Genomic DNA, 12925 nt, shown 5'->3' with positions numbered 1-12925 from the left:
TTTTTTTTAAAAGCTAATATCAATACCCATTCCGTAATAAGCCTGTGTTGGATATGCTCTACCACTGTTAGCCCCCGAAGGTGTCATGTTACTATTGAATTCAGAAAGCTCAGGATCAACAAATTTCACTTTAGACAATGTAAGCAGGTTTTGCCCTGAAACATACATACGGAATCGGCTCATACCTAATTTTTCAGCTGTATTTGCAGGTAATGAATATCCTAGCTGTACATTTTTAAGTCTGGCATAGGCACCATCGTATAGATACATGTCTGAACCTCTTCTAAAGTTATTTGTGTTCGATTGTGTACCGTTGTTTGCTAAACGCGGATATCGTGCATCCGGATTTTGCGGTGTCCAGTAATCCAGCTGATGGGTGTACATAGTCATACCATAATTATAATGAAATGGTTCAACAAGCTCCCCTCTGATCATCATTGTTCTTTTTCCAACACCCTGAATAAAAATACTTAAATCGAAATTTTTGTAATCTGCAGTATAGGTCGCTCCAAATGTGTATCTTGGAAAAGGATTCCCAAAAATGAATTTATCATTATCATCAATCTTACCATCTTTATTAGCATCTACGTATCGGTTGTCACCTGGCTGTACAGATAATCCTTCCGGAACAGCTGCTCCCTGGATTTCTTCCCAATTCTGAAAGTACCCATCTCTTTTTAAACCTACGTATGAATTAAAAGGTAATCCTTCACGTAGCAAAACCTGAAGCTCTTCTACACCTGTTAATCTTTCATCTCCACCATTGTAATCGAGAACTTTGTTTTTAGAATCTCCAATATTTACTGTAAAACTTTGATTTAAATTTTTTCCTTTATGTCTGTAAGTAGCACTGATTTCCCATCCTCTGTTACCTAGCTTACCTGAATTAAAATCAGGAAGACCTGTACCATAAACTCCCGGAACTTGTGGGGGAAGAAGTATATCTGATGTAACTTTGTCGAAAAAATCAAAAGAAAAACTTAAATCTCCTTTAAAGAAATCTGCTTCAATACCCGCATTGAAAGTTGCTGCTCTTTCCCATTGTAGATCAGGGTTTGAAAAATTATATCCAGTTCCGCTTACACCAGAGTTGTTAAACCCATATGCATTCTGGAAAGTAAAATAGGTTGTTTGATATTGGAAATTACCAACGTTTTGATTTCCTAAAACTCCATAAGATGATTTTAATTTAATGTTCCCTACCTTGTCTCTATAGTTTTCCATAAAGCTTTCTTTTGTAAGTGCATAACCTACTGTAGCAGATGGAAAGAAACCCCATCTTATATCATCCCTGAATTTTGATGAACCATCGTATCTGAAACTAAACTCTGCAAAATATTTTTCATCATAATCGTATGTTACACGGCCTAAAAGAGAGTTTAAACTATTTTTACCTGAACTGGCATTAGAGTTATATGAATTCTCACCAATAACTGTTTCACTTGTAGGTGTACCTAAATCAGGATCTGTAAATTTTTTATAAATACCAATTCCTCTGTCTGAATGATTTTCATTTGAAACACCAATCAAAGCACCAACGTTATGGACTCCTGCAAAAGATTTATTAAATTCAAGCATAAATTGCGTATTCAGATCAAGGCTTTTTCTGGATTCATCTCTAGTATCTCTGTCAGCACCATAAACTCCCTGAGGAAGAAAATCAACCTGCTTTGTTCTGCTGTACATACTTCCATTCCACAAACGTCCTCCAAAAACTCCTTTAAGTTTTAGAAAATTTGTCAATTTAAATTCTGCATTTAACGACCCGAAAAGATCATCATTATCATATTTTCTAAAACCTCCCTGTTCTAAAATCCCTAAAGAATTAAATTGCTGTAATACATCATTTGTCAAATAATTACCATTTTCATCTTTTTGAGTATAATACAACGGAACCCTGAATGCATCTACCATCAAAGTACCTGTACTGGAAGAGTGATCCGTAATTTTTTGTTTTGAATAGGCTAAAATAGAGGTCAGTTTAAGCTTACCGAAATCATTGGTAAGATTGATTCTGAAATTATAACGGTCCATCCCTTTCTTAGGTCCGACAAAATTGCTTTCCTGACCCAGATATCCTAAAGATACCATATAAGTTGAGTGTTCACTGCCTCCCGAAACTGAAAGACTCTGATTTAGCTGAAGGGCAGGTTTTACAATTTCTTCTGCAAACCATTCTGTGTCCCCTTTCGCTTTAAGTTCTGCAATTTGATCTGCAGTGAATACAGCACCTGCAGCATCAGAATTATAAGCTGCTTCATTTCTCAGCATTGCATTTTCATAACCATGCACAGGTTTAGTAAAGAAAAATGGATTATTGTATCCAACAAGACTACTATACTGAACTGTCATTGATTTGCCTTTACTACCTTTTTTGGTTGTAATCAATACAACTCCATTATTCGCTCTTGAACCATAAATGGCAGCACTACCAGCATCTTTTAACACTGACACACTCTCTATATCAGCAGGATTCAAAGCATTAATATCACCTCCAATAATACCGTCAATTACTATTAATGGCGCATTACTCCCCAGCGTACTTATACCTCTAATATTAATATTTAAGCCCGCACCTGGCTCAGAGTTAGTTTGCTGAATAATTAAACTTGGAGCTTTTCCCTGCAGCGCCTGAGTAGCATTAACGCTTGGTCTTCCTTCAAAAGCCTGGCTGCTTACCTGATCTATAGCACCTGTAACTTTTCTCTTTTTTTGAGTACCATAACCAACAACCACAACTTCATCTAAACTTGACACATCCAGATCCATCGCAACATTTATTGTAGTTCTGTTATTTACTTTTATTTCGACTGGCTTATATCCAATCATAGTAAATCGTAATGTTGTGGTGCCGCTATTTACATTTATAGAGTAACGTCCATCAAAATCTGCATTAACTCCATTCCTGGAATCACTTACATCAATAACAGATACACCAGGAAGGGATAAATTATCTGACTTTGAGGTAATAACCCCGGTAACTTGTGTTTTTTGATTTTGGGCGGTTGAATAGAGATATCCGCCAAAAAAGAGAATACTTGTAAGAAAGAAACGCATGAGAAGCATTCTTTTCTTTTTTCTGCAATTTGATTGTTTCATCATAAAAATTTAAGGTTAGTTTTTTAATCAAATCAGTTTTCCAGCTTTAAACAACAGCTTTTAAAAAAAACAAACACTATTATCTTGTAAGCACTGCTAAAAAATCAATAAGGCCTTTTTTGAAGGTTAAAAGATCCCGGTAAATCCTAAAATCAAAAGCTATATCATTCATTAGCAAACTAATTCATAGCAAACATACTAAAACGTTTTAGTAAAAAAAAATATTTTTTACTAAATATAAATTTTATGTTAATATTATAAAGCATCAGTTAAAATAGAGAGATTATTTAAATATAATTTAATAAAACCCAACGAAAACGTTATAATTTTCGAAGGATAAATAGATCCAAATATTTGAGTTAGCGATGTAAAAGTCCTTATTTTCTTCTAAAAACTGATTAAAAAAAAATAATCTGATTGCCAATTAGCATTGACAATCAGATTATAGAATTTTTCGTTTTTTTAACAGATTTTTTAAAATCTTGTTTATTTACTTAAAGATGATTCGCGCACAATAAGCTCTGCATTGACCATAACTTTTTGAACAGTTTCTGTCACGTCTTTTTTCTTCAAAAGAGGAAGCATGATTTCCATTAATTTTGTACTTATATCATTTAATGGCTGGGAAACAGATGTAATAGTTGGGCTGTATATTTTATACATATCATTATCATCAAATGAAATTATTCCAAGATCGTGTATTAAAGACGGATTATTTTCCTTAAAAATTTCCAGTCCCGTTTGAGTCAGATAGTTGGTTGCAAAAAACACAGCATCTAAATCTGTCCCCGCCTCAAAAAACTTTTTAATGTGTTCTTTGCCTTTTCCTTTATAAACCTCATCATAAGGAATTTCTAGTGTATGGGGTTTTAAGCCATTTTCGTTTATTGCTTTAAGATATCCGGAAAGACGGCCCTCCATCTGACTTTGATTTGGGGCAATGGTAACAAAACCAATATTTTTAAACTGATTATCAATCAAATGCTGTGTCGCATCAAAAGACGCTTTTTCATTATCAATAACAACACTGTTGCAATCTACTCCCTCAAAAAACCTGTCTAATAATACAACTGGTATGTTGTCTTTTATTAAATTTTCAATTGTATCTTTTATACCCGGCGATGGCACTATAACAAATCCGTCAACCTGACGAAAATTGAATAATGTTATGAGCTCATTTGATTTCTCATCATCATTCTCATTACTGCAAAAAATAACTTTATATCCTTTATCGTAAGCAATATCTTCAAAAATACGAGCTAGTTTGGCAAAGAAATTATTTGAAATATCTTCGACCATAAAAACCAAAATTTTTGATTTACCTGTACGCAGACTCTGCGCAATTTGATTTGGCTTATAATTAATCAATTTCGCATAATCTAAAACCTTTTTAGTAAGTTCTTTAGAAATGTGTTTTTCTTTTGCTTTACCATTCAAAACAAATGATACTGTTGTAACAGATATTTTTAATTCTTCAGCAATATTTCTAATAGAAACAGGTTTCTTTTTCATTTAAGAATCTTTTTAACTTTTAACCACAAATTTGGCTCAAATATAGTAAAGTTATACTTTATTGTTAAAATCTAATTTAGTGAAATTTAAAGATTTACAAAAACTCCTGCTCAACCTAAAATTGTATTAACTTAAAGAACAAACAATTCTAGCGGCCAAAATCATCCTGAAGCCGCACTATATCATCTTCATCTGAAGGATTATTTTCATCTGTGTGCTGCCAGATTTCTGCAATAACACCCCATGAATCCAAACCAATCAAACGATGACGTTCTCCCTTATCCATTTGAATAAAATCGCCGTTATCCAGGTTTTTTAATTCTCCTTCAACATCAGTATCACTAATTTTCACTCCAACAGGCCCTGTAACTACTTTCCAGATTTCTGATCTTCTGAAATGATATTGCCACGAAAGTCTGCTGTCAGGAGCTACAACTAAAATTTTTGGGCTTAATTTATTTGTGATTTTAACCTCATCTAGTTTTAAATGCGAAAAAAACAAAGCAATAAAGTCACTTGCCTGAGATTCATCAATTACAAAAAAACCTCCCCATGGCCTGGTTTGATCTTCATTTATAATATTGAAATTGTATTTTTGGATTTCATTTCTAATTTTTTCAAATACTGTTGCTTTACTATCTTTCTTTGAGACTTCAATATTCATTGTATATTTTTATAATAATTAATTTAATTTTAAAAAGCTGGGAGTTCTGCTTTTATCTTTTCCCAAAAAACCTCATTAAAAAGATAACTTGAACCAATAATACTCGTTTCTTCAGTATTTTCAATAATACTTATTGCTAAATCAATATTATTATTTTTAAAATTCTCTTTTAGTTTAGGCAAAAATAAACGGTGAGATTTTGCAATATTTCCTCCAATTACTAATAAATGGGTATCAAAATCAAAAAGATATGGAGTTAAAAAAGCACTTAAATTATCGGCAAAGTCATCAAATATTTTTGCCGTTGCATAATTTTTGATACTGGCAATTTCTTTCACTCCGTCTGTCAATTTTTCTCCAGTTATACTTTCATATTCACTTGAAAACCATCTGGTGGAAAAATAACTATCTGCAATACTGTCTTTAAATTGCTTATCCCATAAACATCCATTGTCAGGCACATTACTTCCTTGTGTTACAGGCAGTTTATTATCTAAAAATGCAGCTCCAAATCCGGTTCCCAAAGTAATTGCTACCACCTTATTATCCCCCTTAGATTCCTGCTTAAGAGCTCCGCCGACCCCAAAGCAGCTGGCATCGTTCAAAAATCTAAAACTTACCTCTTTTGTACCTAAATATTTCAGCAGTTCATCTGACACTGAAACATTATACAATGATTCATATTTATCATTACCTGCAAACATAGCTACTCCCGTCTGATACTGAAACGGACCTGGCATTGAAAAAGCGATTCCTATGTTTTCATTTGAAAAAATCATTCCGTTTTTCTCAAGTGCCTTAATCGTTTGATTAATTACAAGTGCCCATTTTTGAATTATTATTTCTTTTGATGCTTTAGAATCTACAGATCCGCTAAAATATGTATCCGGGATTATTTTTAAATCATCATTGTTTACAGCTGCACTGCTGATATGGCTCCCCCCTATATCGATACCTATTGTTACTGACATTTTTTAATCGTTTTAATTATTTTAACTTACAATCAATTATTAAATTGACTATACTTTTTATTCTATTTATAATTCAGTTAAAGCTTGTTTTTTAGATTAAAATAATATCCAAACCTAAAAAGAAAGACTTTCGCCATTTGATACTATATTGTCAAAAAACAATACTATTCTCGTATATAACTCTATTCTTGATTTATTCTTTCAGTACTCCAGAATTAGTCTTTTTGTAAAACTGATTCATAACAGCATATCTGATTTTATTACTATGCCAACAATCTGCTGATAACTCATCTTTTCGTACAAGAAAAATAATCCACATCGTTCAGCCACATATAGATTAGTATTAGCCTTCTTATGAATTAGATTAGTCGTTTCCATCTGAAAAATTAACACAAAAACATCACAAACAAGAGGTCATTAAAAAAAGCCTGATATTCATCTGGAACTATGAATTGATGTATAATAAGAATTCTGATTGTATTGAAAAATTTGAAATATAACTCAAAATATTACTTGCTTTTTTTAACGTATATTAACAATCTCTTCATATTTTAAGTAGAACAAAATCAATTAAATAAATGGTTTGAAATCGTATTACTTATTGTTATAAACTGATAATAAGCAGGCAAATATACTAAAACGATTTAGTATTTAAAATATTTCAATTAATATTTTAAAATATTGATCGATTTTTAAATTCTCAACTGATTTACAGCTAATACCCACTTACACACAAGTATTCTAATATTTTATAATTAATGAAACTCTATAGAGTACATATGATAACCACTGAGTCAAGTTATTAAAAATCTATCTGAAATTTCTTTACAAAAAAAGCACTTACGCCGCTTCATAATCATTGATTTAACTCATTAATGCTATGATTTTTTGTTAAAATAAATATTTTTTTTTCACAATGTTAAATTACTCATAATTACAAGTACATGCTGTTGAAGCCCTACAAATACCGAGTTTGACGTATTTTTAAAATATTAACACATAGATTATTGAATTACTATTTAATTCATACTAAAAAAACACATATAAAAAAAAACAGGATAGTGCAGGATAGAATTAGCAGTATAACCTTTTAGGTTTGACATATCTATATTTTACTAAAAAAAAGTTAAAACCAATCGTCCTCATTATTTTAAATTAACCAGAATGAAGAAAAAAATACAACAACTACTTGCCTTTTCATTTCTAATCCTCCTAGCGAGTTGCAGCAAGGATGCTTATGATGATTATTATGGTCGACCAGATACCTTAGAGCCGCCTATTTACCAACAGTTGGAAGCACGTGGCAATTTTAAAAATCTTCTGGTTTTAATTGAAAAAGCGGGATACAAGGATATTTTAGGCAAGGCAGGTTATTGGACTATGATGGCTCCTAACGACGAAGCTTTTACTAAATACTTTCAGGAACAAGGTATCACAGATGTAAATAAAATTGATGCTGAAACTGCTGGTAAAATTGTTCGTTATGCGCTTATCTACAATGCTTTCCGTGCAGAACAACTTTCAGACTACCAGTCTGGAACAGGGTGGATTCCAGACAATGCTTTTAGAAGAAGAACAGCTTTTTATGATGGCTTTCAAAAAAAAACCATTAATGGAAAGCCAATGGTTATTGTTGGATCTAATCGAAACAATACCGGAAGCACAAGCTATTATGTATCAGGCGATAATAATAATAAGTATATCTCTTATTTCGAAAAAGAGTACTTTACTGCTCAAGGTTTAAATTCAAATGACTATAAGTTCTTTTTTCCAAACTCTACATACACAGAGTTTAATGTACTTGGAGGAACAATAAAGGAAGCCGATATTATTGCAGAAAACGGTGTTATTCAAGAAGTTAGCCAGGTTTCACTTCCATTGGTAAACTTAGATCAATATTTAGAGAATAACAGTAACTACAGCCTTTTTCGTGAGTTAATACAGAAAAATCTGGTGAGTTATACTTTTAATCAATCAGCGACTACTACTTATCGTAATTACACTGGAAAAGCTGATGATGTATATGTCAAAGTGTATGATGCAGGTTTGCCTTATTCGCTTAATAATGAAAACTTCTTAAAGCAAATGGATAATGATGGGCAAAATGATGCTTATACTTTATTTGCTCCGGATAATGCATCTCTACAAAAATTCATTGATGAAGTATTACTTAAAAACTTTAAAATGGATCAGCTTCCTAAATATGTTTTTCAGGATTTGCTAAAAGCTCATATGGTAACTGGGGCAGTATGGCCATCAAAATTTGGGTCTTATAATAATGCATTAGACGAAGATTTAAGATTTAACATAAATACTGATGTAAAAGATGCTAAAGTATTAAGTAATGGATTCTTTTACGGAACTAACAAAGTACAGGCATCTAATTTATTTTTCAGCGTTTATACGTCTGCTTATCTGGACCCTAAATTTACTTTGGCTACACGATTATTTAACGATGGGACTTCATACAGGGAAATTATAAGTAATATCAATCAGAAATATACTTTATTTCTTCCTTCGGATGCTGTATTACGCTCTCTTGGATATGATTATAATACAGCCAGGTCAGAATGGATGTACACTCCCCCTAATGGTGGCACAGCCTCAAGTGCTATTGATTCAAGACTGCGTTTGATGCGTGTTTTGTATAACTGTATTGTCCCAACACCAGAAGGAGAGTTAAATAATTTATCTGGTTCCGGTATTATACGTTCAGGAGATATGGATATACCCGGCGAATACATTAAATGGAACAACAATAGAGTTTACGCCGCAGGAAATGAAGTTAAAGAAAACATGGCTAATATTCTTGGATATGAAGATCAACAAAATGGACGCACCTACTATATTGACAACTTACTTGAATTTAGCGAAGAATCACCGGGTGTAGATCTTAAAAATTTAGCCTCAGCTCCAGGTTCTGAATATTTTAACTTTTACAGTTATCTGAAAAATTCGATTATTTACAATACTGTGGGAGATAAAATAACAGGAGTAGATCTTGGAACAGCCTACACTATTATAGTACCCAATAATGCTGCCATTGTAAAAGCTGTAAAAGCTGGACTACTTCCCGGAGATAATATTACAGGTGCACCAACCTTCGCCCCGACAGATTCATTTAAACAAGATCAGGTAGCTGATTTTATTCGTTATCATATTTTAGCAACCAAAACAGTTTCTAATGATGGCCAAATTACAGGTCAGGTCGAAACGTTACTGAAAGATGGTCGTGATGAGAAGGTTTATCTAACCGTTGTGAGCGACAAAGGATCACTATCGTTTATTGATAAAAAAAGCGAGTCAGCAACAATCATTCCTAACAAAAGTAACAACCTGGCTGACAGAACCTTAATCCATTTAATAGACAACTATCTTTCATATAAATAAAAATGAAACAAAATCTAACCAATTTGCTTTACCGTTTTGCATTTGCCTTGATTATCCTGGCAGCATTACCCTCTTTTGCACAGGACTCTAAGAGTACCTTAGTACGTGGACAAGTTGTCGATTCAGGTGATAATTTACCTATTCCCTCTGCTACTATTGTGGAACAGGATGCTGAAAACCGTACCGTTGGAGGGGTTTTATCTGATATAGACGGAAACTTTGCTATACATCTGAAAAACCCAAATAATAAATTATTAATTTCAACTATTGGATATAAATCCAAAGTAGTTTCAGTTAATGGTAAAACCACAATAAAAATTGCATTGGTATCTACAATTACGTCACTAAATAACGTCGTTGTTACAGGACAAAAAAAGGTAGAAACCGGTTTGCTAAACATAGCCGAAAGAAATAAAACTACCAGTTCTGTTACCATTAAAGCAGCTGACATAGCCAACTCTCAGGCAGCTTCTATTGATGAACAACTACAGGGACGTATCGCTGGTGTAGACATTATTTCTTCTAGTGGCGATCCTGGTGCCGGAATGCAGATCAAGATCAGAGGAGCCTCCTCTATTTCCGGATCTTCCAGCCCTTTAATTGTTGTTGACGGCATGCCTTATGAAACCTCTATTCCCGCAGATTTTAACTTTGGAACTGCAGATGATGATGGTTATGCAGCATTACTAAATATTGCTCCTTCAGATATCGATACCATCACCATAGATAAGGATGCGGCTGCAACTGCTTTATGGGGGTCGCGAGCAGCAGGTGGTGTTATTATTATCAATACAAAACGTGGAGGAATCAGTGCTCCAAAAATCAGCTACACCTTTGTAGGCACTCGTTCAAAAGTTCCTGATGCACTCCCGATGTTAAGCGGTGACCAATACTCTCAATTGATTCCTGAAGAATTCATGAACCGAAACGGTGTGCCTTTAAACACCCAAAATATTAAGGAATTTCAATACGATCCTCAGGAAGTTTATTATTATAAAAACTACAGTAACAATACCGACTGGACAAAAGCAATATCTCAGATTGGCCTGATACACGATCATAACCTGTCTTTACAAGGAGGTGGACAAAGAGCAAGATATTTCAGTTCGGTAGGGTATTACAATTCTAAAGGAGTTACCATAGGTACTGGTTTTGAACGCATCAGTACCCGTTTAAACTTAGATTATATAGTTTCAGACCGTATTCGTTTCAAAACCGATATAGCTTACACTTTTTCCAGTACAGACCGTAATTACGTGAATAATTTTTCAGGAACTGATAAAGACTTACTTAGAAGTGTTTCTTATGGAAAAATGCCAAATATGGGTATTTTTGAATATGATCAAACCGGAGTACTTACTCCTAATTTTTTCTCACCGGCACAAAACGTTCAAGGAGGATATCCAAGCACATACAACCCTGTGGCTATGGCAGAATTTGCTACAAACAATCAGGTAAGCAACAGAGTTGTTCCTCATTTTAATATAAATGTTGATATTATACCCAAAAGATTCATTTCAACATTTGATTTACAGTTTGATTTTAATAGTACAAAAGCAAAATCTTTTTTACCTCAAAATGCTACAGGACGTCCTATAACAGAAACTGTGGTAAATCGCGCATCGGATGTAGATGTCGATATGGCTAATATTACAACTAAAACCAATTTTGTTTATACCCCTGATTTTGGCGAAAAACAAAACTTATCGGTACTTTTATCTTTACAGTCGAATGACTCCCGTTATGAATCCCATCAGGTCATAACCTCTAACACAGCATCTTCATTACTTACAGATCCGTCGAATCCATCCAGAACACAAAATTCAGAATTAAATTTATATACCAGTAACAGCCAAACGAGAACTGTGGGTAGTTTATTGAATGCGCAATACGGATTATTAGATCGTTATATTGTAAACGTAGGATTACGTGCAGACGGAAATTCAAGATTTGGTCAGGAAAATAGATACGGACTATTTCCATCAGCATCTGCACGTTGGAGAGTTTCAGGAGAGTCTTTTATGAGAAACGTGAACTGGATTGATGATTTAAGTTTGAGATTAAGTTATGGAGAATCAGGAAGAGCACCTAAATATGATTACCGCTACTATAATGTTTATGGAAATTATCCATCTGACTACTTAGGGCTCAATGGAGTATATCCTCAAAATATTCAATTAAGTAATTTGCGGTGGGAAACACTTATTGGAAAAAATTTAGGATTCAATCTTCAAATGTTTAATAAACGTGTCCAGCTCGACGTAGAAATTTATCGTAACACTACTAAAAACATGATTTTCGAGAATGTTGATGTCACTTCGGTTGCAGGTTACAGTAAAATGGATCAAAACGTAGGAACCATGGATAATCAGGGATGGGAAGTTGGTCTTTTTACAACGCCACTTAAAACAGATAAATGGAGAGTAGAATTTAACTTTAACATTGCCAGTAATCAAAACATGATTCGTGAGATCTCCGAGTATTTTCCAAATGAAAGCGGAAACATAGATCGTAATGGAGAATACAAACGTTTTCTTCAAAAAGACAATCCGTTTGGTTCTTTTTACGGATACAGATACAAGGGCGTATATGTAGATAAACAAGCTACCCTTGCCAAAGATGCAAATGGAAATGCCATTACAGGTCCTAACGGACAATTAGTGTATATGCGTTTTAATTACCCCAATACCGATTATACTTTTCAGCCCGGTGATGCCATTTACGAAGACATTAATAAAGATGGTAATATAGACAGTCGTGATGTAGTGTATTTAGGAAACAGCAACCCAAAACTTAACGGAGGATTTGGCCCTAATATTACCTTCAACAACCAGTTCAAATTATTACTGTTCTTTAACTTCCGTTTGAATTATGATATAGTAAACGGAACAGATATGAGAACAACAAATATGTATGGATGGGATAATCAAAGTACTGCAACATTATCAAGATGGCGAAATCCTGGTGATGTAACCGAGATGCCAAGAGCAGTTTTTGGAGCAGGATACAACTGGTTAGGATCTGATAGGTATGTAGAAGATGCTTCTTTCGTTCGTCTTCGTTCCGTTACTTTTAGTTATTCTTTCGGAAAAAAATTATTGAAAAGCCTCAAAATGGATGAAATAAGAACCTATATAACTGCTGACAATTTATACACCTGGACAAATTATAGAGGTCAGGATCCAGAAGTTAGTATGTCTTCAGGTCCTTTCGGAATGGCAATTGACAATTCAAGAACCCCTCCTAACAGCCGTATCTCATTAGGCATTACAACACGTTTCTAAATAAA

Annotated in this window: 6 protein-coding genes; 2 read left to right on the top strand and 4 right to left on the bottom strand. The window is 33.7% G+C overall.

Features of this window, described 5'->3' with window-relative positions; translation table 11 throughout:
• Window positions 1-6: 6 nt before the first annotated feature.
• The 4 genes from OZP09_RS16930 to OZP09_RS16915 all read right to left on the bottom strand — a co-directional run bounded on the left by OZP09_RS16930 (window position 7) and on the right by OZP09_RS16915 (window position 6246).
• Window positions 7-3102 carry a SusC/RagA family TonB-linked outer membrane protein gene (locus OZP09_RS16930; protein WP_281309701.1) on the bottom strand — a complete coding sequence of 1032 codons (3096 nt, stop codon included), beginning with the start codon at window positions 3100-3102 and terminating at the stop codon, window positions 7-9.
• A 483-nt stretch (window positions 3103-3585) separates the two neighbouring features.
• Entirely contained in the window at window positions 3586-4611 is a 1026-nt protein-coding gene (locus OZP09_RS16925; RefSeq protein ID WP_269234864.1) for a LacI family DNA-binding transcriptional regulator, read from the bottom strand.
• Between the two features lie 148 nt (window positions 4612-4759).
• Window positions 4760-5275: a cupin domain-containing protein gene (locus tag OZP09_RS16920; protein ID WP_269234863.1), complete on the bottom strand. Its 516-nt coding sequence runs from the start codon at window positions 5273-5275 to the stop codon at window positions 4760-4762.
• 29 nt (window positions 5276-5304) lie between these two features.
• Window positions 5305-6246, bottom strand: a complete 942-nt coding sequence (locus OZP09_RS16915) for an ROK family protein (protein WP_281309700.1) — start codon at window positions 6244-6246, stop codon at window positions 5305-5307.
• A 1164-nt stretch (window positions 6247-7410) separates the two neighbouring features.
• On the opposite strand from OZP09_RS16915, the gene OZP09_RS16910 reads away from it, so the two are divergent.
• A complete protein-coding gene (locus OZP09_RS16910; RefSeq protein WP_281309699.1) occupies window positions 7411-9636 on the top strand; it encodes a fasciclin domain-containing protein in 2226 nt (741 codons plus the stop codon).
• A 2-nt stretch (window positions 9637-9638) separates the two neighbouring features.
• Window positions 9639-12920, top strand: a complete 3282-nt coding sequence (locus OZP09_RS16905) for a SusC/RagA family TonB-linked outer membrane protein (protein ID WP_269234859.1) — start codon at window positions 9639-9641, stop codon at window positions 12918-12920.
• Window positions 12921-12925 lie beyond the last annotated feature (5 nt).

This window comes from Flavobacterium flavigenum (assembly GCF_027111255.2).
GTDB classification, from domain to species: Bacteria; Bacteroidota; Bacteroidia; order Flavobacteriales; family Flavobacteriaceae; genus Flavobacterium; species Flavobacterium flavigenum.
Note: the sequence above shows the minus strand (reverse complement) of the source record. Positions and strands in the feature narration are given on the sequence as shown.